Here is a 24,381-nt window from a genome sequence, read left to right as displayed (position 1 = left end):
GACAACCCGGACGCGGTGTACGGCGCGGGCTACCGCGCGGTGCGCGACTCCGTCGCGGCCCACGGCATCGCGGCGGTGCTCGATTCGGTGTGCGGGCGGGGTCGCCTGCCGTGAACAGCAGGGGAAGGGGAGGGGACATGGGACTGGAGCCGATCAGCCGAGCGGTGCTCGTGGTGGACGTCGAGAAGTCCAGCGAGCGCCACGACCGCGAGAAGGTGGAGCTGCGCGAGGCGCTGTACCAGGTGCTGCACAGCGGGCTGGAGGCCGCCGGGCTGCCCGCCGAGCGGTACCGGTTGGACGACCTGGGCGACGGTGTGCTGGCGGTGGTCGACTCCGAGGTGCTGCCGCTGCTGGACCCCCTGCTGGAAGTCGCGGTCGACGGGCTCGCCCGGTTCAACGCGCGGCGGGACCCGGTGTCGTGGCTGCGCCTGCGCTTCGGCGTCCACTTCGGACTGATCGCCCGCGACGCCCACGGGTGGGTCGGCGACGACGTGACCACCGCCTTCCGGATCGTCAACGGCGAGGGGGTGAAGTCGGTGCTGCGCGCCGCCGCCCGCGCCCAGTCGGTCGTGGTCGTGTCCGACGCGGTGTACCGCTCCGTGGTGCGGCCCGGCTACCGCGGCCTCCGGGCGGCCTCCTACCGGCAGATCCACGACGGTGGCAGGCAGGTGTGGGTGCGCGTGCCCGGCTACGCGGAGCCGCCGGTGCCCGCCGAGGACGCCCGGCCGCCCGCCCCGGTCGCGGCCGAGCAGGCGGCGAAGTCGATCTCGATCAGCACCGCCAACGGCAACGTCTTCGCCGCGGACACGATCGGCCACGTCGACGCCCGCACCGGGTTGGGGGGAGCGCCGTGAGCGACGAGCAGCCGGAAGACCCGGCTGAGCGGGAAGCGGAGAAGAAGCAGGAAGCGGAGAAGAAGCGGGCGGCGCCTGAGGCGGAGGGGGAACAGCCCGCGCCCGCGTCGGAGGACGAGGCGCAGGCCGCCCCGGAACCGGAGGCGCCCAACCCCACCACCAACGCCTCGGACCCGGCCAACGCGCGCAAGCTGGACCAGGACGCCCGCGCCATGGAGAACGCGATCGCCGCGCTCATGGGCGTGCGCGGCGGGATCTCCAACGTCTTCGTGGCCAACACCATCGGCCTGGTGGACGCGGGCCCGCCGCGTGCGGGCGGCGCCTACCACGGTTCACTGCCCACCGGACCGGTTCCGCGGCGGGCCATCAGCGCGGTCGTCGAGACCTTCGTCGAGCCCGACGGCTACCGGGGGCTGCGCGAGCGGCTGCGTGACCAGCACCTGGTGCTGCTGCGCGCGCCGGCGGGGTGGGGGCGCACCGCCACCGCGCTCGCCCTGCTGTCCGCGGAGTGCGCCGAGGGCGTGGCCAAGCTCAGCCCCGACACCGACCTGCGCTCGCCCTCCGCACCGGTCGACCTGGCGGGCGACCACGGATACCTGCTGGAAACCCTCGAACCCGACCAGGCGGCGGCGCTGACCGAGTTCGCGTTGAACCTGTGGCGGCGCAGACTCGCCGACGCCAAGGCGCGGATGATCGTCCTCGTCGGCACCGGCACTCCGCTGCGGGAGCGGGAACTGGCGGACTACCTCGTCGACGGTGCCCCGCGCGAGGACGACCGGGCGCTGGTGCTCAGCCACTTCCGAGCCGGGCTGCGGGCCGCCGGGCGGGCATCGGGCGACCTCACCGGCTTTCCGGAGTTCGCGGATCTGGTCGAAGAGGTGGTCGGTCGGGCCATGCGGGCGCAGGACCTGGCCGACTTCGGGCGCGGCCTGTGCGCGGTCGTGCTGGGCGAGCGCGTGGTGGAGGACGTCCGCCTGCAGTACGCGCGCAGCGCCGAGGCCGCGTTCCGGGAGTGGTTCGACTCCCTGCCCGACAACGAGCACCGCGCTTTCGCGATAGCGCTGGCCACGCTGGACGGCATGCCGCTGGCCACCGTCGCCGAGGCCAGCACGACGCTGGCCACGTTCATCCAGGCCGCCGAGGTGCCCGACCAGCGCGACCGCACCCGCGACGTGTTCGCCGTGCGCACGTTGCGCCTGGTCGAGCGGGTCGAGGCGGAGCTGACCTCGGTGGTCGAGGACAGCGACCTGGGCAGCCTGACCACCGAGGTGGTCCGCTACCGCGATCCGCACCGGCCCCGCAAGGTGCTCCAGCACGTCTGGCGCGAGTACACCGAGGCGCACGGCGTGGTGCGCGACTGGTTGTGCGAGCTGGGCAGCTCGCCCGACCGCCAGGTGCGCATCCGCGCGGGCGTCGCGGTCGGCCTGCTCAGCCTGTCCGAGTTCGACCACGCGCGCAGGCACGTGATCGAGCGGTGGGCCGACGAGAACCAGTACTGGGAGCGCCAGGCGGTGATCGGCGCGCTGCGGTTGCCCGCCATGCAACCGGAGCTGCAGCCGCTGATCGCCCGGATGATCGACCGCTGGTTGCCGGGCAAGGCCGCCACCGGCCGCAGGGTCGCCGCGGTCGCCGCGCTGGGCACCCTGCCGATCATGACCACCGACCAGGTGCTCAAGAGGCTGCGCAAGGCCGCCGACACCGACCAGTGGCGCATGGTCATCGCGATCGCCGACTCCATCACCACCCTGTCGCTGGAACTGGACCGGCTGAACCTGGTGCTGGCCGCGCTGCTGCGGTGGAGCGCCTCGCACCGGGTCGAGCTGCGCAACACCGCCCTGAACTGCGTGCTCCAGCTGACCGCCTACCTGCAGGTGTTCGAGGAGGGCAGCACCGACCCGTGGCCGGGACTGCTGTGGGTGGCCGACCTCGACCGGCGCGAGGAGGAGCCCGAGCACCCGGTGGTCGCGGGAGGGCGCGGGATGAGCAGGCGGGAGGCGGTCGTCGCGCTGATCGCACGGGCGCTGAACGCCCAGCACTTCGTGCCCGAGGCCATCAAGGTGGTGCACCGCTGGGTCAGGACCGCTCAGCGCGACGCCACGCAGCGCGAGCCGCTCGGCGCGCTGCTCGTCGAGGTCGCCGCGGCCACGGGCGACCCCACCACTCTGCGGTTCTACCTGACCGACTGGGCGAGGACCCGGCGCGGCCCCGCCGAGGCGGCCACCGCGCTGCTCGCCGCCCTCAACCACCAGGAGGATCGACCATGATCCGACCTCAGCAGGCGCAGACGGCCAACGAACCCCTGATCACCCGCGTGGACCTGCGGTTCGGCGAGATGTTCAGGAACCGCCCGGTGCCCAGCGACGACCGCGCGACGGTCTACCTGGACCGGCACGGCCGCTACCACCACATGACCGAGCAGGTGCCCATCGGCGGCATCGCGGGCCACCGGGCGCTGTTCCTGGTCAACACCTCCGTGTTCACCCGCGACTTCCAGTTCAAGCTGCCCAGTCGGGAGCAGGCGTACTTCTTCACCGCCAAGGTGGTCGTGCGCTGGCGGATCACCGACCCGGTCGAGGCGGCCAAGACCAACCTGGTCGACGCCCTGCCGATCCTGCGGTACCACGTGGAACGGGCGCTGCGCGACGTCAGCGCCGGATTCCCGATCGAGGACGGCGCGGGTGCCGAGCGGGCCATGGCCGCGGCGTTCGCGGGCACCAGGGGCAGGCAGCCGTTCGCGCAGGGGGTCAGCGTCGTGGACTGCGACGCGGCGCTCACCCTCGATGCCGCCACCACGGCCTACGTGCGCAAGCGCACCGAGGACGCGCGGACGCACGAGATCAACAAGGACGGCTTGGTGCGCTCGGGCATCGAGCAGATCGCGCAGCAGCGGCTGGAGACCCTGCGCAGCAAGCACGAGCTGGAACTGGAGAAGCTGAAGCAGGAGCACCAGCTGCAGCTGGAGTCCCAGCGGATGGAGTTCTACGGCGGCGCCATCGCGCGCGATCCGAACAACGCCATCGGACTGATGCTGTCCAACTCGCCGGACCGGGCGGCCGACGTGCTGGCCATGCTGGTCAAGCAGCGCCAGCTGGAGCTCGACGACGCGCGGGAGCTGCTGGAGACGATGCTCAAGCACGGTCTGGTCAACCGCAGCGACATCGCTGGGATCATGGACCAGGCGACTTCGGTGATCACCCGGCGAGCGGGCGGTGGCGCGCCGCTCAAGCTCGACCTCGACGCCGTGGCGGCCGGGCTCCCGCCCAGCGCGTCGAGTCCCAGTGCGCCGGGTCCCGGTGCCCCCGAGGAACCGCTCACCGCGGAAGTCGTCGCCGACTCGTCCAAACTGCTGTTCAAGCCGCTGGACTTCGATGACGACGACGATGACGACGAACTGTGATCGCTTGATCGGAAGGGTGGGGTGGTCCTCGGCACAAGTCCCGGTCAGGCGTCGCGGGCGAGGCAGTTCCTCGCCGACTCCAGGAAGTGGGCCAGGAGCGGGTTGCGGTCGTCGGCGCGGGTGACGACGGCGACCTGGCAGGGCTCGATGCCGTCGACGGGGATGGTGGCCAGGTCGTCGCGCAGCGTGCTGCGCCGGTCGTCGGCGGGCACGACGGCCACGGCCCGCCCCTCGGCGACGACCTCCAGCTTGTCCTCGAAGGTGTCCACGAGCATCGGCGCGAGCGGGGGCGGGCTGCCGTCCGGGCGGGGGGTGAGCCGCCAGAACCCGGTCCACGCCGCGGCCATGCCCGCGCAGGCGACGAGGGGCTCGTCGGCGAAGTCCTCGGGGCTGACCGACTCCTTCCCGGCGAGGCGGTGGGAGGCGGAGACGAGCAGCACTCGCGGTTCGTCGTAGAGGGCGGTCACGCGCAGGTCGTCGCTCGGGATCGGCAGCGGTGTGCGGGCGACGAGCACGTCCACCCGGCCCTCGGGCAGGGCGCGGGCTTCGTCGGTGTCCAGGTGCCGGGTGCGCACGTGGGCCTCGGGGTGGCGGCGGCGCAGGTCGCGCACGGCTGGGGTGATGACCAGGTCGTCGAGGTAGCCGACGGTGATCGTGCGCGACGGCGCGGCGGCGCGGGCCGCCAGCGCCGCTTGGTCCGCGGTGTGCAGGAGCGCCTGCGCTCGCGGCAGGAACGCCGCGCCCGCCGCGGTGAGCCTGCTGCCCTGGGTGGTGCGCTCCAGCAGGCGCACGCCCAGCACGTCCTCCAAGCGCTGGACCTGGCGGCTCAGCGAGGGCTGGGCGACGTGCAGCGCCGCTGCCGCCCTGGCGAAGTTCAGGTGCTCGGCGACGACCGTGAAGTAGCGCACCAGCCGGAGGTCGAGGTCCACACCGGGACCGGCGGGGGAGGACGGGGCTTCACCGGGCACACGACCACGGTACTCGTCATGCGGATTCTGCATGACGGGGTGCGGAACGGGTCTTGGACGCGCAGGTCGGACGGGTTGTTGACTCGGTGCTGTCCGGCCGGACGCGAACCAGCACACCGATTCCAGAACCGAGAGGTGTCCGACATGGGCAAGTACGACGAACTCCCGTTCCGCGTCCCGGAAGGGTGCTGAGGTATGACCATCGTCCTCGTCCACGGCGTCCCCGTCACCGCCGCGGTGTGGACACCACTGCTCGACGAGCTGGCCGGGATGAGCCGTGAGGACGTGGTGCGGCTTTCGCCGCCGGGGTTCGGCGCTCCTCTGCCCGAGGGATTCGGCGCCACCACGAGCGACTACCGGGACTGGCTCGTCGGCGAGCTCTCGCGGTTCGAGGAGCCGGTGGACCTCGTCGGCCACGACTGGGGCGGTGGGCACGTCCTGGAAGTCGCGATGACCCGGCCCGACCTGCTGCGCAGTTGGGTCAGCGACACCATCGGCGGGTTCGAACCGGACTTCGCCTGGCACCCGCTGGCGCGCACCTGGCAGACGCCCGGCGACGGCGAGAGCTCCGTCGAAGAGCTCTTCGCGGGCAGCGCCGACGAACGGGCGGCACGCATGGTCCAGTGGGGCATCCCCGAGCCGGTCGCGGGAGACGTGGCGCTCGCGCAAGGCGCGGAGATGGGCAGGGCCATCCTCGCGCTGTACCGGTCGGCCATGCCCGCCGCGCTGCGCGAACGCGGCCGCGACCTCCCCGCCGCCGCTGCCCGGCCGGGTCTGGTGCCCATCCCCACCGAGGACACCACGGTGGGCAGCACCGCCGCCCGCCACCGAGCCGCCGCACGCGCGGGCGCGCGTGCCGTGGAGCTGGAAGGGCTCGGCCACTGGTGGATGCTCCAGGACCCCGCTCGGGTGGCCGGCGTGCTGGTCGAGTTCTGGGACAGCTTGTAGCGGCTTCCGGGAAAGCGGGAGTCTGCGGCGGGAGCACATCGCCTTATGAGGTCCGCCGGTAGCGGGTTCCGCGCCGAGCTGCTGGGGCGCGGGTGTTCCCGCGCCCCAGCAGGCGCGATCAACCGGTGATGTTGATGTAGAAGCGGTCGTTCAGCTCAGGGGACAGGCTGAAGTCGTAGCGCAGGATGCGATCGTCGAAGTAGTAGATGCCGAGCCTGCCGCCCGCGGTGCTGTTCTGGAAGTTCAGGACGGCCCGGACGGAGAAGTCCCACTCCGGGTGCCCGGCGCCCTCCAGAGTCGAGGCGAAGGGGTATTCGTCGCACTCCTCGACACCCTGCTGTGGCGGTTCCGGGAGCCCGAGGTCGACGTAGAGGTCCTTGTACGGCCCGGTGCCGAAGCACGCCCCGTCCTTGTGGTCGCGGTTCTGCTTGTACTCGGGGTCCGCCGGGGTGATCCGGTGGAGCCCAGGGGCGTTGGCGTTCCCGGGGTCATACCTGCCCGGAATTCGCTTGTCCCTCGGTTGGGGATCGGTCGAGGTCAGCTTCGGGTAGGTGGAGTTGGGCTGGTCCTGCGCGATCTTGATGTGTCGGGCGACCTCGCGGACTTCCCAGTCGTCGAGGCCGTACGCCAGCCGTGGGATCACTTCGTTGAAAATGCACGCCTTCTGCTGACCGGCGCGGAAGTCCAGTCCCGAGTCGCACCGCATCTCGCGGCGCTCGCTCTCCGCGCGAGGGCCGATGGTGGTGTAACCCTCTCCCTCGCCCCAGGCTTGCATGTAGAAGTCGGAGAAACTGATCTTGTCGCGCCCGACGCCCGCGTCCTCGTGGCCGTACACGTCCCAGGAGAACCAGTCGTGATTGTTGTCCCAGACGATGAAGGGCATCGTGGCGGGCCCTGGCGACGCATGGCAGACGTCGAGGCCGGCGCCGCACTCCGCCATGAGCGAGAGCCTGATGTCCGGTCCGGTGAACCACTCGTCCCAGGGGTACCTCCTGTCGTACTCCACCGAGTCGTACTGGACCTTGGCCCACACCCGAGCCCGGCGCAACGTGTCGTCCCCCTTGGCGAACAGATCCAGGTTGAACGTGTTGCTGCCCATGTACTCCGGCGGCCGGTTCGGGCTGACCTGGAAGAATTCGAGGGTCCAGTCGTCGCGCCTGCAGAAGGTGAACCGGTTGTAGACGCGCCCGAAACCGTTCTCCGCGTCACGGGTCAGGCAGGCGTTCACCTCGTTGTCGTCGGGCTCTTCGCCGATGGCCCGAGGTTCGACCCGGTCAGGGGTGAACTCCCGGGAGTCTCTCGTGGACACCGAGTTGCGCGCGACCGCGTTTTCCCTGGCAAGTTTCTGTGACTGCTCCGGTGTCCGCTTGGGGGTGTCGGTCGTCGCCCTGGGCGGACGCTGATCGGACTGCGGTGCCAGTGGGACGGTTATCGACGGGCGAGGACGGCCTTCGGCCGCAGCCTTGCGCGACTCCTCCAGGACCGCTTCGTCGATGTACACGTCCGCCGTGCGCGGACTGTTCTGCACCGCTGTGCCGGTGTTGTCCGGTGCGGACGCTTCGGCTGACACGACCACCGGGAATCCCCACAAGAGCGTGGCCGCGATCGTGGTGACTGTCAGCCCGCGCGAGTAGGATCGCTTTTTCAATGTTTCCAACTCCTCCCCAGGTCGGGAAACATCTGCGGCGAACGTACAGAGGGGAGGGTGGGGTGGTCGATCGATTAAGTTGGATTGGGCTGAACGATCAGAATTGTTCACCCATTCGGAGGTCTGCTGCGTCGGGCCAGCGGGAACCGGTTCGAGAACCCGGCCCGCTCCTGCGGATCGCCTCGCGGACGCGGTCCGGATGTCCTACACCCACCACCCAGTCGTCCGCGACAAGAAATTCCTGGTCCAGGAATATTCCAGTGAACACGGAAATCGCGGTCACCATTCGATCGCCGAGGCTCGTCCCGTCATCGGCGTCCGCCAGGATGCCGGTATCGGTCATCCGAGCGAGCATAGCCGGTGATATGGGGCCGTCCAGCTGGCGACGAGAGGGGTGGTAGCGCACGACGCTGTCCGGGGCGGGTACGTAGACGACGCCTTCGTTGTTCGGCGTGGACCACGCGGAACAGGCTGTTGCCCCGTTCGCGGACAGCTCGACGAGGAGATCATCCTGGTTTCCGACGAAGCCGAGCCAGCCGTTGAACTCGACCGCCAGCGACCAAGCCGCGCCGACCGGGCGGACCGCGATCATGTTGACCCGCTCGGCGTCGGCCAGCGAACCGTCGCGCACGACTGGTGCACCGGCCAACTCCAGGACTTCTTCCGCCCAGAGGTCGCGTACGAGCGTCAAGCACCACGTCGATGCTCCGACCACGCCCAGATCGTCCAGCCACATGCGCTTCACTATGTCCCCGTGGCCGGACGCTGAGAAGTCGCGGGGTTCGACGCGCAGGCGCCGCCACCGGTCGACGCGCCCTGGCAGGGATCGCCGGCCGGTGTCGCAGACTGTCGACTCATTCGACTCCGGTAGCGGACCTCTGAGTCGAAAGGTCGGACTTGAGCGCGTCGAGCCAGGCGCGGGTTGCGGTGATGGTGCCCGCGTCCGGTTTTTTGCTGTCGCGCACCAGGAACCGGTCCCCGTGCACGGTGATCTCGACGCAGTCGCCGCCGCCGGTCCCGCCGCTGCCTGAGTAGCTGCTCTTGCGCCAGTTGGTCATCGCCCGTCCCCTCAGATCTGTTCCGCGTAAGTCTTCACCGCTTCCCTGATCACGTCCAGGGAGTCGGTGGCGGACAGGGCTCGATCCGTGAGGATTCCCCAGCGCTCGGTGCAGACGCGGACGTCGGTGCGGTCCTCGATGTAGACGGCTCCGCCCGGTCCTTCCGCGTAGCCGAAGTCCGGGATCGGCTCGGGCAACGTCAGGATGGAGAACGCTCCGTCGAGCGCGGGTGTCGCGCCTGCGGACTTCGGCAGCACCTGCACGGTGATGTGGTCCTCGGTGAGGGTGTCGGCCAAGCGCTGCAACTGGTTGCGCATGATCAGAGCCGATCCGACCGGCCGCTCCAGGATCGTCTCGTCGAGGATCACGTGCAGCCGCAAGGGGTGCGGACGGGTGAGGACCTGCTGGCGGGCCATGCGCGCCAGCACTCGCCGCTCCACGGTCTCGTGGGCCAGACCGGGGTTCGCGCCGTTGATCAGCGCCCGCGTGTAGTCGGCGGTCTGGAGCAGGCCGGGGACGACCGTCGTTTCGAACTGGCGGCGCGCGACCAGGGCCGGTTCGACGTTGAGCAGGTTGTGGAAGTCCTCGGGCAGGTCCTTGCGGATCGCCAGCCAGTAGCCGCGCTCGTGCGCGGTGGCGGCCAAGCCGAGCAGCCAGGCGCGCACGGCCTCGTCGGTGAGTTCGTACACGTTGAGCAGTTGCTCGACCTCGTGGGGCTTCACGCGCTGTTCGCGGTTCTCGATGCGGCTGAGCTTGGAGCGGGACCACTTGCCCGGTTGGCCATGAAGCTGGTCCATGACGTCGTCGATGGTGTATTCGCGCTGCTCGCGAAGCTGACGCAGGGCTTCGGTGAGTTGCCACCGACGCACCGTGGCGCTGGCCGCATTGGCGAATGCAGTACTCATCTGTACCCCAATCAGGTGTAAAAGCAGAATCCCGCTTCTCCTGGCTCAATCTCGCCGGCAGGTTAGCGCAACAGCCAGTGATCGAGTGGTTACGACACGGAGGTACGGCGTGGCGAGTGTGGTCTGGATCAACAGCTACGAGAAGTTCGTGGCGGAGCTGGTGGCCCAGGAGCGCCCCGGCCTGTTCGCAGTCCTGCGGGAGTACGGCGAGCGCGACGACGCCGAGGTCGCGGCGTGGGGCCTGGCGTGGCCGGACCACGTGGAGGTCGTGCTGAGCGGCGGCGCGCGGCTGCGCTCGTCCTCGACGGAGCGGGTGGCGAGCCTGGTGGGGCGTGGGCGGAACTGCGGAGTGCGGATCGTCTGGGTGGGCGAGGAACCCACGGGGTGATCAGGCCGCCGAGGGGTGACCGCCGACCGGATCACGCCGTCGGCGGTCGTGCCGCGTTCTCCGAGAAGATCCGGCTCGCGAGCAGGCTCAAGGCGCGCTGGGAGGGCGAATCGGGTTCCGCGGTGTAGACGTACAGCGTGGTGTCCGGGTCGCCGGGCGGGGTGAGCGTCTCGTAGTTGACGGTCAGCTCCCCCACGACGGGGTGGCGCAGTCGCTTGGCCCCGTAGGTGCGCTGGTGGACGCGGTGCTCGTCCCACCACCGGCTGAACTCCGGGCTCCGGTCGCGCAGGTCGGCGACGAGCGCGGCGGTCGCCTGGTCGTGGGGGTCGGTGCCGAACTCCAGCCGCAGGTTCTCGACGGCGGCGCGGGCTTGCGGCTCCCAGTCGACGAACAGATCGCGCGCCGCGTCGTCGAGGAACATCCACCGCGCGTAGTTGCGCTGGTCGGGCCGCAGGGCGTCGAAGTCGGCGAACAGCGCCTTGGCCATCCGGTTGGCGGCCAGCACGTCGGCGCGGCGGCCGAGGACGAGCGCGGGCTCCCCGTCGAGGGCGTCGAGCAGCTGGTGCAGGCCGGGGCGGAGGCGCTGCGCGGCGCGGGGGCGTGGGCGGTTCGCGGTGCCGCCCAGGCCGACGAGGTCCTTCAGGTGGGCCTGGCCCGCCGCGTCGAGGCCGAGGGCCCGGCCGATCGCGTCGAGCACCGCCGGGGTGGGGGTGATGCGGCGGCCCTGTTCGAGGCGGGCGTAGTAGTCGGTGGAGACGCCCGCGAGCAGCGCCACCTCCTCGCGGCGCAGGCCGGGCACGCGGCGGATGCGGGTGTCGGCGGGCAGTCCTGACCTGTTCGGGTCGCACTGGCCGCGGGCCCGCCGCAGGAAGTCCGCGAGTTCCTGGTTCTTCCGCTCCGGCATGATCCCATTGTGCCGGGGTGGGGAACCCGGACCGCGGTCAGGCGCGGGGGGCGATCGTGGCCAGCGCGCGGTCCACGGCGTCGGCGAAGGAGCCCTTCGCGCCGGAGTCGAGCCAGGAGTGCTGGGCGGCCACGAGGCACCCGAACGCGGCGGCGGTCAGGGCGCGAGGGGTCGGGTCGTCGGCGGCGTAAGGGGCGCCCGCCGCTTCGGCGCGCGCCACCAGCTCGGCGACGATGGCCTCCTGCATCCGCTGCAGCCGTTCGAGGTAACCAGCGAGCAGCGCGGGCGCGCCGAAGACCACCCGGTGCATCGGCTCCACCATCTCCTCGTGCCCCGGCGCTCGCGTGACGGCGACCAGCACGTCCACCACCCGGCGCAGCGACGTCCAGACGGGCTCGTCCAGCGGCCGGGCCCGCAGGGCGGTCAGCATGTCGTCGACGACCAGGTCGAACTTGCCGAGGACGATCTCCTCCTTGGAGGAGAAGTAGCGGAAGACGCTGCGCTGGGACATGCCCACCGCCGCCGCGATGTCGTCGATGGTCGTGGCCTCGAAACCACGGGCCTGGAACAGCGCGTTCGCGGCCCGGGCGATCTCCCTGCGCACCGCCCGTCGGGTGCGCTCCCGAAGGCCCGTCCGCGGTTCGCTCATGGTGCGCGGAGTCTACCCGCGCGCGGGGTGCGGCAGCGGCTGACGCCGGGGGCCGTGGGGCGTCGCGCACCGGACGAGCGTGAAGTGGCGGACCGCCTGTCACTCACACGGGTATTCCTCCTCGGTTGGGCACATGAACGACCACATCAGCGGTACCCGTGGCATCTCCACTACCGATCGACCGGAGGAGACGACATGGACAGCGCGAAGCGCCTCATGGCGGCACTCGTCCTCGGTGCGGCTCTGGCTGGTGTGCCTGCGGCCACGGCGTCCGCTGACGAGACCGCGTCGCGGGCTGTGACCGCGGTGATCGCCCAGGACGACAACAACGACGACAGCGGGAGCGGCAACTGGGGTCTGCTGGGTCTCCTCGGCCTGCTGGGCCTGGCTGGCTTGATGCGCAAGAAGCACCAGGCAACCGATCACCGCGTGGCCGGTCGGTGACCTCGGCGGACGGCGGGTCCGGCCGTGCGCTTCGGCAGCACCCGCGTTGAGCTCGCGGGTGGCCGTGCCGGGTGCCTCACCGCGCTGGTGCTCTCGGTGGTGGCATCGCTGCTGCTCACCGTCCTGCTGAACCTCCTGCTGTGATCGACCGCCGGATCGTGGCGGTGGCCTGGTCCGACCACCGCCGTCCGCACCACGGGTGAGAGGCCGTCCACCGACCGGGTGGGCGGCCTCTTGCCGCGCGCGGGTCAGTTCGCGGCGGTGTTCCTGGTCAGCGAGTCCATGAGGAGGTCGATGAGCCGACCTGCCTGCTCCTCGGTGGCGTGCTGGGCGCTGTGGGCGAGGCCGCCCATGAGCAGCAGCACGTCGTCGGGGGTGACGTCGGTGCGCAGGCTGCCGTCCCCGGCGCCCGCTTCGAGGAGGGTGGCGACGGCGTCGGTGAGCAGGGCGCGGCTGTCGGCGTAGGGGTCGGTCCCGGAGGCGATGACCGCGTCGAGCGCCGCGGACATGCCGCTCTTGGCCGTGACGTAGTCGAGGAAGTGCCGCGTCCACAGCCGGGTGGCGGTCGCCGCGGGGTGCTCGGCGACCAGGTCGGCAGCCAGCTCGCACACGCGGGTGAGCTGGCGCCGGTAGGCGGCGTCGATGAGGGCTTCCCGCGTCGGGAAGTGCCGGTAGAGCGTGCCGACGCCGACGCCCGCCTGCTTGGCGATGGCGGCGGGCGCGGTGTCCAGCCCCTGTTCGGCGAAGACCCGCGCGGCGACCGCGAGCAGGCGTTCCCGGTTCTGCAGCGCATCGCTCCTGGTGCGGCGGGCGGGCGTGGGCATGGGTTTCCTCCGGGAGCTTGCTTTCCGGAACGTATTCCGGTTAGGTAGTAAGCGGAACGTATTCCGGTAACACCCTAACCCAGGAGACTCCTGTGCCCACCACCTCGGACAAGGCCGTGCGCCACTGGTTCATCACCGGCGCCTCCAGCGGCCTGGGCCGCCACCTCACCCGGCACGTCCTGCAGCGGGGCGACCGGGTCACCGCCACCGCCCGCCGCCCCGAGGCGCTGGCGGACCTGCGCGCGGAGCACGAGGACCGGCTGGTGGTCGAGGCCCTCGACCTGTCCAGGCAGGCCGACGTCGAGGAAGTGGTCGGCCGGACCCTGCGCGCCGGGGCGGTGGACGTCGTGGTCAACAACGCCGGGTACGGGGTCCTGGGCGCCACCGAGGAGATGACCCCGGAGCAGATCCGCGAGCAGGTCGAGGTCCTCCTGCTCGCCCCGATGCTGATCACCAGGGCCTTCCTGGGGCCGATGCGCGAGCAGGGCGGGGGTCGGATCATCCAGGTCACCAGCATGGGCGGGCAGATCGCCCTGCCCGCAGGCAGCGCCTACCACGCGGGCAAGTGGGGGCTGGAGGGCTTCACCGAGAGCGTCAGCGGCGAAGTCGCCGACTTCGACGTCCGCCTCACCCTGGTCGAGCCGGGCGGCACCCGCACCGGCTTCGTCTCCGCACTGCACCGCACCGAGGAGTCGGCCGCCTACCGGGACAGCGCCGTCGGCCGGATGCGGCGCCAAGTGGAGAACGCGGACGACAGCGTGCTCATCGGCGACCCGGCCAGGCTGGCCGCCGCCATCTACGACACCACGCGCGACCCGAACCCGCCGCTGCGCCTGGCCCTCGGCCCGGACACCTACGAAGCCGTCCGCGCGGCGCTCACCGAGCGCCTCGCCGCGCTGGAAGCCCAGCGGGACCTCGCGGCGTCCGTCGCCTTCACCCGGTGATCCGGCACTCACCGGTCCACGGCCGCGAGCGAGGCAGGGCTCGCCGCGGTGGTGGCGCTCAGCGCTGGCGGTGGGCGCTCAGCAAGGGCGCGTCGTGAGCTCGTACTTGGTGGTGAAGGTGCCGCTGCTGGACTCCGCCGCGATGAAGCTGCGCCGGGACGGGTCCGAGTTGCCGGGGGAGACCCGCAGCTCGGCGTTGATGTTGAGGTTGCGGTCCGCACCGCACGGCGAGTAGGCGATGTCCGCCGGGGCCGGGCGGTAGGTCGCGGTCCACTCCCGGCTCATCGGGCCGGTGAACGGGGTGTCCAGCCTCGTGGTGGGCGAGGTGCCCTGGAAGTAGGTGCTGACCCGGTGCAGGGCCGTCGCACCCGCCTCCAGGTGGGCGAAGCCGTTGTAGGACAGCCGGGCCAGGCCGTAGGTGTAGTTCGCGGGCAGGCTGACGCGGATGCTCAGCTGGCAGTTCCTGCGCAGGTGGACGGGGTCCGCCCCGTCGCCTGCCTGGGCGAAGAAGGAGCTGTAGGAGACGGTGAAGGTGCGGCCGGTCGCGGAGACCTCCGCGGTGCCCGCCGGGCAGCCCGACCCGTTGACGGTCACCACGTCGACGCGCGGCGTGGGCGCTTCGGCGTCGGCCGTCGAGCCGATCGGGATCAGTGCGGAAACGGCTAAGAGCGTTGCCGCTGTCGTGGTCAGCATGAGGAGCCTCTCTGGTCCGTGAGCTCGGTGGCGGCGGCAGGACCAGACGGTAGCGGGGAGCCCGCGCGTTGAGACTCCACCGGACAGTCGATCCCGCGTGCTCGCTCGGCCTCGCGCACGACGGGCCCGAACGCGACCCCGGCGACCAGGAACAGCCCGCCCAGCACCAACCAGCCCGGCGTGCTCCAGCCCACCAGCAGCGCGGTCAGCAGCACCGGCCCGACGGTCCGGGCCAGTTGCGGCCCGGTGCCGAAGAAGCCCTGGTACTGGCCCTGCCGGTCGGGTGGGGCCAGGCCGAAGCCGATCTCCCACGCGCCCGCGGCCTGCAACATCTCACCGAACACCTGCACCGCGGCGGCCGTCACCAGGACGACCACCGCCGCGACCGCGCCCAGGCCGCCACCGGACAGCGCGTAAGCGGCGCAGGCGAGCAGCATCAGCCACCCCGCCCGCCCGGTCGCGCGGGTGGCGGTGCGCAGGTCGGTCACCTGCCCGGCCACGCGCACCTGGAACACCACCACGGCCAGCGTGTTGAGCACCAGCAGCAGCGCGGCGACCGGCGCGGGAGCGTCGGTGCGCGACACGACCCACAGCGGCAGGCCGATGCTCAGCAGCGGCATGTTCAGGCACATCACCGCGTTGAGCAGCGTGATCAGCACGTACGGCCGGTCGCGGAGCACGGTGGGGCGCGGTCCGGCGGCGGGCGCGGGAGCTTCGGGCAGGCGGCGCAGCAGCAGCGCGGCGGCCAGGAAGCCCACCGCGTCCGCGGCGAACACCGCCAGGTACGCCTGCGCGGTGTCGAAGTGCAGCGCCAGCGCGCCCAGCCCCGCGCCGACCGCCAGTCCCGCGTTGAGCGCGGACTGCAGGCGCGCCCGCGCCCCGGTCCGCTCGGCGGGCGCCACCAGCCCGGCCAGCAGCGCCTGCCGGGCCGAGGCCAGCCCCGCCTGGGCGCAGGCGTACCCGCAGACCACCAGCACCACCAGCGGGAACGACCGCACGACCAGCAGCGCGCCCAGTGTCGCGGCGGTCGCCGCGGCCAGCGCCACGGCGGTGCGGCGCGGCCCGAACCGGTCGGCCAGCCGCCCCAGGGGCACCCCCGCCACCATGGCGGTCGCCCAGCCCACCGTCAGCGCCAGCCCGACCCGCGTCGCGGACAACCCGAGCAGCCGGGTGAAGAACAGCGCCGAGCACGTGTAGAAGGCCCCGTCGCCCACCGAGTTGACCAGCTGCGCCGCGACCAGCACCCGCAGCGGCCCGGTGCGCGGGACGAGCCCGGCCATCAGTCGACGCGGGGGGAGCCGGTGCGGCCCCGCTTGAGCTCGAAGAACCCCGGCGTGCCGGAGACGGCCAGCACCCCGTCCCACAGCGCGCCCGCCGCCTCGGCGCGCGGCACCGGGCTGACCACCGGGCCGAAGAAGGCGTTGACCGCTCCGTCGGGGCCGGTGACGTGGATGGCCGGGGTGCCGAGGTCCTCGCCGACCGGGTCCAGGCCCGCGCGGTGGCTGGTCCGCAGCGCCTCGTCGTGGTCGGCGACCTCGGCGGCGTCGGCCAGGTCGGCGGCCAGGCCGACCTCCGCCAGCGCGCCCGCGCACAGGTCGCGGCCGATCGGTTCCTTCCGGTGGTGGATGCGCTCGCCCATCGCCGTGTAGAGGTCCCGCAGCACCGGCGTGCCGTGCTCGCGCTCGGCGGCGGCGAGCACCCGGACGGGGCCGAGCGTGTCGGCCAGCCAGCGCCGGTACCACTCCGGCAGCCCGTCCCCGCCCTCGTTGAGCAGCCACAGGCTCATGACGTGGAAGCGCACCTCCACGTCGCGGACCCGCTCGACCTCCAGCAGCCACCGCGAGGCGTTCCACGCCCAGGGGCACTTCGGGTCGAACCACATGTCGACGACGGTCACCGGAACTCCTCGATCGCTCTGTCCTCGGGCGGGGACAGTCAACGACCTCGGATTGGCCCGCAGAAGTGCCAATTCCCGGCAGGCTGATCGGGCCAATGTAGGTTCCGGCGGTGGACCTGCACGTCTCCCTCGACGGCCCCGGCGACCTCGCCTCCCGCATCTACCACCAGGTGCGCGACGCCATCCTGGACGGCAGGCTGCGGCCCGGCGAGCGGCTGCCGCCCACCAGGGAGCTGGCGCGAAGGCTCGCGGTCGCCCGCAACACCGTCGCGGTCGCCTACGAGCGGTTGGCGGCCGAGGAGTTCGTGGTCGCCCGCGTCGGGGCGGGCACCTTCGTGGCGGCCCCTCGGACAGGTGTCCCGGTGACCGCCCGAAGAGCGCCGGGGGGACGCGGGGTGCGGCCCCGCCCGGTGTGGGACGAGGTCGCCCCGGCGGTCGCCGCCCCGGCGGGCGGCACCCCGCCGGTCCACGACTTCCGGGTCGGCGTGCCGGACGCGGGCCTGTTCCCGTTCGCCACCTGGCGCCGCCTGGTCGCGGACGAGCTGCGGGCCTCGGCGGTGCGGGCGGTCGCGGGCTACGCCGACCCCGGCGGACACCCCCGCCTGCGCGAGGCCGTCGCCCGGCACACCGGGGTCTCCCGCTCCGTCCGCGCCGACGCCGAGGACGTGCTGGTCACCCAGGGCGCGCAGCAGGCGCTGGACCTCCTGGGCCGGGTGCTGCTGGAACCCGGCGACCTGGTCGCGGTCGAGGAACCCGGCTACCCCGCCGCGCGGCTGCTGTTCCGCTCGCTGGGCGCGCGGGTGGTCGGGGTGCCCGTGGACGGCGAGGGGCTGGTCGTCGACGCGCTGCCGGACACCGCGCGCCTGGTGCACGTCACGCCCTCCCACCAGTTCCCGCTGGGGGTGCCGATGTCGCCGACCCGGCGCGCGGCGCTGCTGGAGTGGGCCGCGCGGCGCGACGCGGTGATCGTCGAGGACGACTACGACAGCGAGTTCCGCTTCGGCGACCGGCCGCTGCAACCGCTGCAGAGCCTCGACCGCGCAGGCCGGGTCGTCTACGTCGGCACGTTCTCCAAGACGCTGCTGCCCCTGCTGCGGCTGGGTTTCCTGATCGCACCGGCCGCGCTGCGGCCCGCCCTGCGCGCGGCCAAGCGGCTCACCGACTGGCACGGCGACCACATCGGGCAGGCCGCCCTCGCGCGCTTCATCGACTCCGGCGAGCTGTCGCGGCACGTCCGCAGGGCCACCCGCGTCTACGCCCAGCGGCGGGAGCGCGTCGTGGCCGCGCTGCGCGCCGACCTCGCCGACTGGTTGGACGCGGTGCCCTCCGCCGCCGGGCTGCACCTGGCCGCCACGCTCAAGCCGGACGTGGACGCGGACGTGGCGGCGGTGCTGGGCGCGGCGCGGGTTTCGGGTGTGGCGGTGGAGAACCTGGCGGCCTACTGCGCCGACGGGCCGCCGCGGCCCGGTGTGGTCCTCGGCTACGGCGCCGTCACCGCCGAGGGCGTCACCGAGGGGCTGCGGCTGCTCGCCGACCACTTCCGCCGACCGCCCGGCTGACCGGCCGCTCCCGCGCCGGGGCACTACCCTGCACCGCATGTCGCCGGTCTCGCGCGGTCGCAAGGGCAAGAAGGACAGGAAGGGCAAGAAGAAGGGCGGCTCCGCCCCGTTCGGCTCCTCCGCCGCCGACCAGGCCCTGCTCCGGGACCTGGAGCGGATGGCGGGCCAGGACGAGCCGGAGTTCCCGGAGTGGTTCGAGCCCGCCGCGCTGGCGGTGCTCGACCGGGGCGAGGCCGTCGTGGCGGCGCGCGGACCCCGGCAGCTCGAACAGGCGGTCAGCGAGGCGCTCGGCGCGTCGATGCACCAGGCCGTGGTGGAGGACAGGCAGGGACTGCAGTTCCGCGAGTGGGTCGACACGCTGGTGACGCTGGCCGTGGACCGGGTGGTGGAGGAAGCCGAGCGGCCGGAGGCAGGCGCGTGGAAGGGGCCGTGGCGGCTGCTCAACGGGCTGCTGTCGATCCTGCCGCACGAGGCCACGGCGCGGGCGCGGGAGGCGGTGGAGCTGTGCGCGGCGCGGCTGGGACCGCTCGCGGAGGTGCCCAGCTGGCTCGACCTGATGCCGCGCGTCAGGGCCACCGGGCGGCGGTGGCGGCTGCGCGACGCCTACGGCACCCGCCGCGCGGTGATCGCCGAGTACACCTACCCCGACCACACCGACCCGTCGGTGTTCCTGTTCGACTACGACGTGAGCGAGTTCGTCGACCTGGTCTCGCCGGGGGTGTTCGACGAGCTGGACGCGGCGGTCGCGGCGTGGCGGGCCGAGGTGGGGGACACCGCCGAGCACGCGGTCCCGGCCGAGGTCGAGGAGTCCGACCTGGCGCCGCTGGCGCAGCTCGCGCTGGAGGAGTCCTTCGTCGTCGGCGACGAGAGCAGGGAGGTCTTCGACAACTGGTTCCGCGCCCGCCGCAGGTTCGAGGACCTGGCCACCGCGCTCGCCGATCGCGGCCTGGACGTGCCCCGGCCCCCCGACTGGTCCCAGCGGTTCGACCTCGCGGAGATGGCCGCGCCGTTCACCGCCTGGCACCGGCAGACCCACGGCGAGGACCCCGACCCCGAGCTGGTGGACGCGATCGCCGAGCACTGGATGGAGACCACCCTCCCGGAGAGCAGGTACCTGATCTCGCCGCGCCGGGTGGTGATGATCCGGCGCGAGATGCCGCACAGCCTGCGCCTGAACCCCGACGCGCCGCAGGTCCAGCGGATGCTGCCGCGCTGGGTCCGGTGGCTCGGGCAGCGCGCCGGGCTGCCCGAGCACCTGGTGGAGCAGGCGGTCGCGGCGGAGGGCTGAGCGGCGGCTGAAGCGGCGGGCTCAGCGGTCGGCCGCGTTGGAGAACAGGTCCACCTGGGGCAGGTCGTGGCCCAGCCGGTCGCGCTTGGCGGTCAGGTAGCCCACGTTGTGGTCGTTGGCGGGCACCAGCAGCGGAACCCTGGCCACCACGGTGATGCCGTGCCGCTCCAGCGCCTCGATCTTGTCGGGGTTGTTGGACATCAGGCGCACCGAGCGGACGCCCAGGTGCCGCAGCACCTGCGCGGCGGGCCGGTAGTCCCGGACGTCGACCGGAAGCCCCAGGCTGGTGGCCGAGTCCAGGGTGTCCAGGCCCTGCTCGTCCTGCAGCACGTGCGTGCGCACCTTGGCCACCAGGCCGATGCCGCGCCCCTCATGGCCCCTGAGGTAGACCAGGACGCCGCTGCCCTCGCTGATGATCCGGTCCAGCGCGGCGTCGAGCTGGTCGCCGCACTCGCAGCGCATCGCGCGGAAGATGTCCCCGGTCATGCACTCGGAGTGCACGCGCACCAGCACGTCCTCGGACAGGTCCGGTCCGCCGTGGACGAGTGCCATGTGCTCGTGTCCGTCCACCCGGAACGCCACCGCGCGGAACGTGCCGCGCCGCGTCACCAGGTCCGACTCCGCGATGTCCTCAATGGCTTGCTCGTGCATCCGGTCCCCTTGTCACCAGGCGCCGACCGGGCGTTCACTACGCTCGATCAGTAATTGCACCGTAACCCGATCACCCGTCGGAGGTCACCCTGTTCAGCGTCACTGTTCGCGATCACGTGATGATCGCTCACAGCTTCCGCGGCGCCGTCTTCGGACCGGCGCAGCGCCTGCACGGGGCGACGTTCGTGGTGGACGCGACGTTCAAGCGGACCGAGCTGGACGCCGACAACATCGTCGTCGACATCGGACTGGCCACCGAGCGGCTGCGCGAGGTGCTGTCCGCGCTGAACTACCGCAACCTCGACGACGAACCGGAGTTCGCCGGCATCAACACCTCGACGGAGTACCTGGCCAAGGTCATCGCCGACCGCCTCGCCGACCTGGTGGGCGAGGGCGCGCTGGGCGAGGGCGCGCGCGGCCTGGCGGGCATCGCGGTCACGCTGCACGAGTCGCACGTGGCGTGGGCGAGCTACGAACGTCCCCTGTGACCGTCCACGTCGTCCTGCCCGCCGGGGTGGACGACCCGGACACCCCCAGCGGCGGCAACGTCTACGACCGGCGCGTCTGCCGGGGGCTGGCCGCGCTGGGCGTCGCGGTGCGGGAAGCGGCCGTGGCGGGCGCGTGGCCGCGCCCGGACCAGCGCGCCCGCGCCGAGCTGGGCCGGGTGCTCGCCGAGGTCCCGGACGGCGCGGTCGTGCTGCTCGACGGCCTGGTCGCGTGCGGGGTGCCGGACGTGCTCCTGCCGCACGCCGACCGGCTGCGCCTGGCCGTGCTGGTGCACCTGCCGCTGGCCGACGAGACCGGCCTGCCGCCCGCGACCGCCGCCGAGCTGGACGCCGCCGAGCGGCGGGTGCTGCGCGCCGCGCGCGCGGTCGTGGCGACCAGCCCCAGCGCGGCGCGCGGGCTGGTCCGGCGGCACGGCCTGGTGGCGCAGCGGGTGCGCACCGTCGCGCCGGGCGTGGACCCCGCCCCGCTCGCCCCCGGCACCGACGGCGCGTCGCGGCTGCTCTGCGTCGCCTCGGTGACCCCGCGCAAGGGCCACGACCTGCTGGTGCAGGCGCTTGCCGAGGTCGCCGACCGGCCGTGGACCTGCGCGTTCGTCGGTCCCGCGCCGCAGAGCGCGCACGTGGCGCGGGTGCGCGGGCTGATCGCCGAGCACCGCCTGGGCGACCGGGTGGCGCTGGTCGGTCCGCTGGGCGGCGAGCCGCTGGACCGGGCCTACGCCGCGGCCGACCTGTTCGTGCTGCCCTCGCGCGCCGAGACCTACGGCATGGTCGTCGCCGAGGCCCTGGCGCGCGGCGTCCCGGTGCTGGCCAGCGCCGTGCCCGACGCGCTGGGCGACGCCGGTCCGCTGCTGCCGCCGGAGGACGCGGGGGCGCTCGCGCGGGCGCTGCGGCGCTGGTTCGACGACGCCGGGTGGCGCGGTGAACTGCGCGCCTCGGCGCGGCGGCGACGCGCCGAACTGTCCACTTGGGACGAAACCGCGCGGGCTCTCGCGGAGGTGCTGGCTACTCTGCGCGGATGACTTTCGCTCCGGAGTGGTTGGCGCTGCGCGAAGAGGCCGATGCCCAGGCCCGTGCGGGGGAGCTGGTGGACCCGCTGCGCAAGATCGTTGTGAACCGGACCCCCGTGCTCATCCGTGATCTCGGGTGTGGCACTGGATCGATGGGACGATGGCTGTCCGGGCGGCTGCCCGGCCCGCAGCACTGGGTGCTGCACGACCGCGACCCCCGCCTGCTCGCCCTGGCCGGTGCGACGGTGACCGGCCCCGGCGTGACCGTCGAGACGCGGGAGGGCGACCTCACCGCGCTGCGCGCCGACGACCTGGCGGGCACCTCCCTGGTGACCGCCTCGGCGCTGCTGGACCTGCTCACCGAGGACGAGGTCGGCGCGCTGGCGGCGGCGTGCGCGGGCGCCGGGTGCCCGGCGCTGCTGACGCTGTCGGTCATCGGGCGGGTCGAGCTCGACCCGCCCGACCCGCTCGACGCCGCGTTCACCGAGGCGTTCAACGCCCACCAGCGGCGCACCGAGCACGGCCGCGCCCTGCTCGGCCCGGACGCGGTCCCGGCGGCCGTGGCGGCGTTCCAGGACCTCGGCATGGCGGTGTCCACACGGCCAAGCCCGTGGCGGCTGGGGCCTGGGCAGGCGGAGCTGACCGAGCGGTGGCTGCGCGGCTGGGTCGGCGCGGCCTGCGAGCAGGAGCCGGACCTGCTCCCGGAAGCGGAGGACTACCTGCGGCGACGGCTGGACGGCGAGCTGCGCGCGGTGGTCCACCACCAAGACCTGCTGGCCCTGCCGTGAAGCGGCGGTGGCCGTGGTTGCGGCCGTGGCTGCGGCTGGTTCCGGCGGTCGGCGTGCTGGCGGCGCTGGCGTGGCGGCTGGGCACCGGCGCGTTCCTGGACGGGCTGCGCGCCGTCACCGCCGGGTCGGCGCTGGCCGCGCTCGGCATCGGGCTGCTGACCACGGTGGCCTGCGCGTGGCGGTGGTGCCTGGTGGCGCGCGGGCTGGGACTTCCGCTGCCGCTGCGCGCGGCCGTCTCCGACTACTACCGGGGACTGCTGCTCAACGCGGTGCTGCCCGCGGGCGTGCTCGGCGACGTGGACCGCGCGGTGCGCCACGGGCGGCAGTCCGGTGACCTGGGGCGCGGCGTGCGGGCCGTGTTCTTCGAACGCGCGGCGGGGCAGGTGGTGCTCGTCGCCATCGGTGCCGTGGTGCTGTTCACCGGACCCGCCCCCGTGCTCGACTTCACGCCCGGTGTCGGGGTCGCGGCGGCGCTGGTGCCCGCTGCGGCAGTGGCCCTGCTGCTGCCGCGCGTGCGCCGGGCGCTGGCGGCGACCTTCGCCGACGGGCGCGAGCTGTTGTCCCGCAAGACCTTGCCCGCCGTGGTGCTGCTGTCGGCGGTGACCACGGCCGGGCACGTCGCGATGTTCCTCGTCGCGGCGCGGGCCGCCGGGGTGGGGGCACCGCCCGCGCGGCTCGTGCCGCTGCTGGTGCTGGCGCTGCTGGTGATGGCGCTGCCGGTCAACGTCGGCGGTTTCGGGCCGCGCGAGGCGTTCCTGGCGGTGGCCTTCGGCGCGGCCGGGCTGGGCGCCGCGCAGGGGTTCACCACCGGCGTGGTCTACGGGGTGCTGGCGCTGATCGCGAGCCTGCCCGGCGTCCTGGTGCTGCCGCGCCGGGGCTCACCCGTCCAGCACCGCCAGGTACTGCCCGAACGACTCGACCAGCGAGGCGAGCAGGGCCTCGCCCTTGTCCGCTGAGGCCAGCGAGGGGCGGCCGACGACACCGGAGGCGGTGTAGGGGGTCAACCCCAGGGTCAGCATGTGCCGCCGGTCGTCGGCCAGGTGGTCGACGGTCTCGTACCCCGGCTTCACCAGCTCCGGGTGGAAGCGCAGCAGGATCGAGGTCTCCAGCTCGCCCGCGTGCATGTCGCCGCCCGACGGGGTCTCGATCCCGGCGGCGGCGCGGGCGGCGGCCCAGTCCGCCCGGCCGGGGAACAGCGCCATGCCCTCGGCCTCCTGCACGACGTTGGACAGCACGTAGTTGCCGCCGTGCGCGTTGACCAGGACCAGATTCGGCACGCCGGAGCGGCGCAGCGACTCGGCGATGTCGGTCACCACCGCGTGCAGCGTCCGCGCCGAGATGCTCACCGTCCCCGGCCACCCGGCGTGCTCCTGCGAGCACGTGATCGCCAGCGGCGGGAGCAGCTGGACCGGGTGCGCGGCGGCGACCTCCCGCGCGATCGTGCACGCGATCACGGTGTCGGTGGCCAGCGGCAGGAAGGGGCCGTGCTGCTCGTGGCTGCCGATGGGCAGCACGGCCACCCGCGCGCCGCGGTCGCGCACGTCGGCGGTGGTGTCAAGCGGAAGCATGGGCCTGACCGTAGTCAACCCGGTGGCACAGCGCCGGAACTTCCCCGCCCGCCAGTCGCGGCAGCACCGAGGGCAACTCGTCGAACCGGCTCTGCCCGGTGATCAGCGCGTCGAACGCCGGGTCCGCGAGCAGGTCCAGCGCGAGCGCCATGCGCTGGGCGAACGTCCGATCGGGACGGGCCACCACGCCGACCTGGCTGCCGCGCACGGTGAGCCTGCGCGAGTGGAAGGACTCGCCGAGCGGCAGGCTGACCCGCCGGTCGCCGTACCAGCTCAGCTCCACCACGCGGCCCTCCGGCGCGAGCAGCTCCAGCGACCGCGCCAGACCCGCCTCGGTCGCGCTGGCGTGGATCACCAGGTCGCACTCGCCCCGAGCCCGCTGCGGCAGCGCGAAGCCCACCCCCAGGGCGGTGGCCACGTCCGCGCGGGCCGGGTCGGTGTCGACCAGCTCGACCCGGACGCCGGGAAACCGGGCCAGCAGCGCCGCCGCGGC

At 73.0% G+C, this 24,381-nt stretch carries 27 protein-coding genes; 13 read left to right on the top strand and 14 right to left on the bottom strand.

Translation table 11 applies throughout. From position 1 onward, the window contains the following. The first annotated feature begins 137 nt into the window (after positions 1 to 137). Genes IEZ00_RS07840 through IEZ00_RS07830 form a run of 3 tightly spaced genes read left to right on the top strand, consistent with a single transcriptional unit; the run spans position 138 to position 4,251 of the window. Complete coding sequence (locus IEZ00_RS07840) at positions 138 to 854, top strand: nucleotidyl cyclase domain-containing protein (RefSeq protein ID WP_189222435.1); 717 nt, start codon at positions 138 to 140, stop codon at positions 852 to 854. After that, positions 851 to 3,118 (top strand): hypothetical protein, encoded by a 2,268-nt coding sequence (locus IEZ00_RS07835; RefSeq protein ID WP_189222433.1) that lies wholly within the window; start codon positions 851 to 853, stop codon positions 3,116 to 3,118. Before IEZ00_RS07840 ends, IEZ00_RS07835 begins: the two co-directional genes overlap by 4 nt. Beyond that, positions 3,115 to 4,251 (top strand): hypothetical protein, encoded by a 1,137-nt coding sequence (locus IEZ00_RS07830; protein ID WP_189222431.1) that lies wholly within the window; start codon positions 3,115 to 3,117, stop codon positions 4,249 to 4,251. Before IEZ00_RS07835 ends, IEZ00_RS07830 begins: the two co-directional genes overlap by 4 nt. A 44-nt stretch (positions 4,252 to 4,295) precedes the next feature. Here the strand turns inward: IEZ00_RS07830 and IEZ00_RS07825 are convergent, their stop codons facing one another. Beyond that, complete coding sequence (locus IEZ00_RS07825) at positions 4,296 to 5,219, bottom strand: LysR family transcriptional regulator (protein ID WP_229795227.1); 924 nt, start codon at positions 5,217 to 5,219, stop codon at positions 4,296 to 4,298. Between the two features lie 195 nt (positions 5,220 to 5,414). Here IEZ00_RS07825 and IEZ00_RS07820 point away from each other — a divergent pair, with 195 nt between their 5' ends. Beyond that, positions 5,415 to 6,167, top strand: coding sequence for an alpha/beta fold hydrolase (locus IEZ00_RS07820; RefSeq protein WP_189222428.1), 753 nt, complete (start codon positions 5,415 to 5,417; stop codon positions 6,165 to 6,167). A 118-nt stretch (positions 6,168 to 6,285) separates the two neighbouring features. Here the strand turns inward: IEZ00_RS07820 and IEZ00_RS07815 are convergent, their stop codons facing one another. The 4 genes from IEZ00_RS07815 to IEZ00_RS07800 all read right to left on the bottom strand — a co-directional run bounded on the left by IEZ00_RS07815 (position 6,286) and on the right by IEZ00_RS07800 (position 9,778). Next, a complete protein-coding gene (locus IEZ00_RS07815; RefSeq protein WP_189222426.1) occupies positions 6,286 to 7,815 on the bottom strand; it encodes a NucA/NucB deoxyribonuclease domain-containing protein in 1,530 nt (509 codons plus the stop codon). Between the two features lie 97 nt (positions 7,816 to 7,912). After that, positions 7,913 to 8,551: a hypothetical protein gene (locus IEZ00_RS07810; RefSeq protein ID WP_189222424.1), complete on the bottom strand. Its 639-nt coding sequence runs from the start codon at positions 8,549 to 8,551 to the stop codon at positions 7,913 to 7,915. A gap of 118 nt (positions 8,552 to 8,669) precedes the next feature. Continuing rightward, positions 8,670 to 8,873, bottom strand: a complete 204-nt coding sequence (locus IEZ00_RS07805) for a DUF397 domain-containing protein (RefSeq protein WP_189222423.1) — start codon at positions 8,871 to 8,873, stop codon at positions 8,670 to 8,672. 11 nt (positions 8,874 to 8,884) lie between these two features. Further along, complete coding sequence (locus IEZ00_RS07800; RefSeq protein ID WP_189222421.1) at positions 8,885 to 9,778, bottom strand: helix-turn-helix domain-containing protein; 894 nt, start codon at positions 9,776 to 9,778, stop codon at positions 8,885 to 8,887. 109 nt (positions 9,779 to 9,887) lie between these two features. On the opposite strand from IEZ00_RS07800, the gene IEZ00_RS07795 reads away from it, so the two are divergent. Continuing rightward, positions 9,888 to 10,166 (top strand): hypothetical protein, encoded by a 279-nt coding sequence (locus tag IEZ00_RS07795; protein WP_189222416.1) that lies wholly within the window; start codon positions 9,888 to 9,890, stop codon positions 10,164 to 10,166. 31 nt (positions 10,167 to 10,197) lie between these two features. Here the strand turns inward: IEZ00_RS07795 and IEZ00_RS07790 are convergent, their stop codons facing one another. Continuing rightward, a complete protein-coding gene (locus IEZ00_RS07790) occupies positions 10,198 to 11,070 on the bottom strand; it encodes a helix-turn-helix domain-containing protein (protein ID WP_189222415.1) in 873 nt (290 codons plus the stop codon). 37 nt (positions 11,071 to 11,107) lie between these two features. Then, a complete protein-coding gene (locus IEZ00_RS07785) occupies positions 11,108 to 11,719 on the bottom strand; it encodes a TetR family transcriptional regulator (RefSeq protein WP_189222413.1) in 612 nt (203 codons plus the stop codon). A 195-nt stretch (positions 11,720 to 11,914) separates the two neighbouring features. Here IEZ00_RS07785 and IEZ00_RS07780 point away from each other — a divergent pair, with 195 nt between their 5' ends. After that, positions 11,915 to 12,163 carry a WGxxGxxG family protein gene (locus IEZ00_RS07780; protein WP_189222411.1) on the top strand — a complete coding sequence of 83 codons (249 nt, stop codon included), beginning with the start codon at positions 11,915 to 11,917 and terminating at the stop codon, positions 12,161 to 12,163. 248 nt (positions 12,164 to 12,411) lie between these two features. On the opposite strand, the gene IEZ00_RS07775 is transcribed toward IEZ00_RS07780, so the two are convergent. Further along, positions 12,412 to 12,987, bottom strand: coding sequence for a TetR/AcrR family transcriptional regulator (locus IEZ00_RS07775; RefSeq protein ID WP_189222409.1), 576 nt, complete (start codon positions 12,985 to 12,987; stop codon positions 12,412 to 12,414). 92 nt (positions 12,988 to 13,079) lie between these two features. Here IEZ00_RS07775 and IEZ00_RS07770 point away from each other — a divergent pair, with 92 nt between their 5' ends. Continuing rightward, complete coding sequence (locus IEZ00_RS07770; RefSeq protein WP_189222407.1) at positions 13,080 to 13,931, top strand: SDR family oxidoreductase; 852 nt, start codon at positions 13,080 to 13,082, stop codon at positions 13,929 to 13,931. Between the two features lie 78 nt (positions 13,932 to 14,009). Here the strand turns inward: IEZ00_RS07770 and IEZ00_RS07765 are convergent, their stop codons facing one another. From IEZ00_RS07765 to IEZ00_RS07755, 3 genes are read right to left on the bottom strand one after another with little or no spacing between them, the layout of a single operon-like run. Continuing rightward, a complete protein-coding gene (locus tag IEZ00_RS07765) occupies positions 14,010 to 14,624 on the bottom strand; it encodes a DUF4360 domain-containing protein (RefSeq protein WP_189222405.1) in 615 nt (204 codons plus the stop codon). Further along, positions 14,618 to 15,904 (bottom strand): MFS transporter, encoded by a 1,287-nt coding sequence (locus IEZ00_RS07760; protein WP_189222403.1) that lies wholly within the window; start codon positions 15,902 to 15,904, stop codon positions 14,618 to 14,620. Before IEZ00_RS07760 ends, IEZ00_RS07765 begins: the two co-directional genes overlap by 7 nt. Then, positions 15,904 to 16,521 carry a DsbA family protein gene (locus IEZ00_RS07755; protein ID WP_276530099.1) on the bottom strand — a complete coding sequence of 206 codons (618 nt, stop codon included), beginning with the start codon at positions 16,519 to 16,521 and terminating at the stop codon, positions 15,904 to 15,906. The genes IEZ00_RS07760 and IEZ00_RS07755 overlap by 1 nt, the downstream gene beginning before the upstream one ends. Before the next feature lie 110 nt (positions 16,522 to 16,631). Here IEZ00_RS07755 and pdxR point away from each other — a divergent pair, with 110 nt between their 5' ends. Continuing rightward, positions 16,632 to 18,080: a MocR-like pyridoxine biosynthesis transcription factor PdxR gene (pdxR, locus tag IEZ00_RS07750; protein WP_189222402.1), complete on the top strand. Its 1,449-nt coding sequence runs from the start codon at positions 16,632 to 16,634 to the stop codon at positions 18,078 to 18,080. A 37-nt stretch (positions 18,081 to 18,117) separates the two neighbouring features. Next, positions 18,118 to 19,368, top strand: a complete 1,251-nt coding sequence (locus IEZ00_RS07745) for a hypothetical protein (protein WP_189222400.1) — start codon at positions 18,118 to 18,120, stop codon at positions 19,366 to 19,368. Between the two features lie 21 nt (positions 19,369 to 19,389). On the opposite strand, the gene ribA is transcribed toward IEZ00_RS07745, so the two are convergent. Continuing rightward, the gene (ribA, locus tag IEZ00_RS07740) at positions 19,390 to 20,019 is read right to left on the bottom strand and encodes a GTP cyclohydrolase II (RefSeq protein ID WP_189222398.1); all 630 of its coding nucleotides are present in this window, start codon (positions 20,017 to 20,019) and stop codon (positions 19,390 to 19,392) included. An 89-nt stretch (positions 20,020 to 20,108) separates the two neighbouring features. Here ribA and IEZ00_RS36375 point away from each other — a divergent pair, with 89 nt between their 5' ends. Genes IEZ00_RS36375 through IEZ00_RS07725 form a run of 4 tightly spaced genes read left to right on the top strand, consistent with a single transcriptional unit; the run spans position 20,109 to position 23,276 of the window. After that, entirely contained in the window at positions 20,109 to 20,507 is a 399-nt protein-coding gene (locus tag IEZ00_RS36375; RefSeq protein WP_229795302.1) for a 6-pyruvoyl trahydropterin synthase family protein, read from the top strand. Further along, a complete protein-coding gene (locus IEZ00_RS07735) occupies positions 20,504 to 21,544 on the top strand; it encodes a glycosyltransferase family 4 protein (protein ID WP_229795223.1) in 1,041 nt (346 codons plus the stop codon). The genes IEZ00_RS36375 and IEZ00_RS07735 overlap by 4 nt, the downstream gene beginning before the upstream one ends. Continuing rightward, a complete protein-coding gene (locus IEZ00_RS07730) occupies positions 21,541 to 22,320 on the top strand; it encodes a class I SAM-dependent methyltransferase (protein WP_189222397.1) in 780 nt (259 codons plus the stop codon). Before IEZ00_RS07735 ends, IEZ00_RS07730 begins: the two co-directional genes overlap by 4 nt. Beyond that, positions 22,317 to 23,276 carry a lysylphosphatidylglycerol synthase transmembrane domain-containing protein gene (locus tag IEZ00_RS07725; RefSeq protein WP_189222395.1) on the top strand — a complete coding sequence of 320 codons (960 nt, stop codon included), beginning with the start codon at positions 22,317 to 22,319 and terminating at the stop codon, positions 23,274 to 23,276. Before IEZ00_RS07730 ends, IEZ00_RS07725 begins: the two co-directional genes overlap by 4 nt. Here IEZ00_RS07725 and IEZ00_RS07720 read toward each other — a convergent pair. Together IEZ00_RS07720 and IEZ00_RS36370 are read right to left on the bottom strand one after the other, a co-directional pair. After that, entirely contained in the window at positions 23,199 to 23,888 is a 690-nt protein-coding gene (locus IEZ00_RS07720; RefSeq protein WP_189222394.1) for a creatininase family protein, read from the bottom strand. The two genes, IEZ00_RS07725 and IEZ00_RS07720, sit on opposite strands and share 78 nt — an antisense overlap. Further along, positions 23,875 to 24,381 (bottom strand): MDR/zinc-dependent alcohol dehydrogenase-like family protein (locus IEZ00_RS36370; protein WP_506347061.1); only part of this gene is annotated, 507 nt, incomplete at its 5' end. The genes IEZ00_RS36370 and IEZ00_RS07720, both read right to left, overlap by 14 nt.

Origin of the sequence: Saccharothrix coeruleofusca (assembly GCF_014648515.1) — a bacterium.
Classification (GTDB): Bacteria; Actinomycetota; Actinomycetes; order Mycobacteriales; family Pseudonocardiaceae; genus Actinosynnema; species Actinosynnema coeruleofuscum.
The sequence above is the reverse complement of the archived record's forward strand: the minus strand, read 5'-3'. Positions and strand labels throughout refer to the sequence as shown.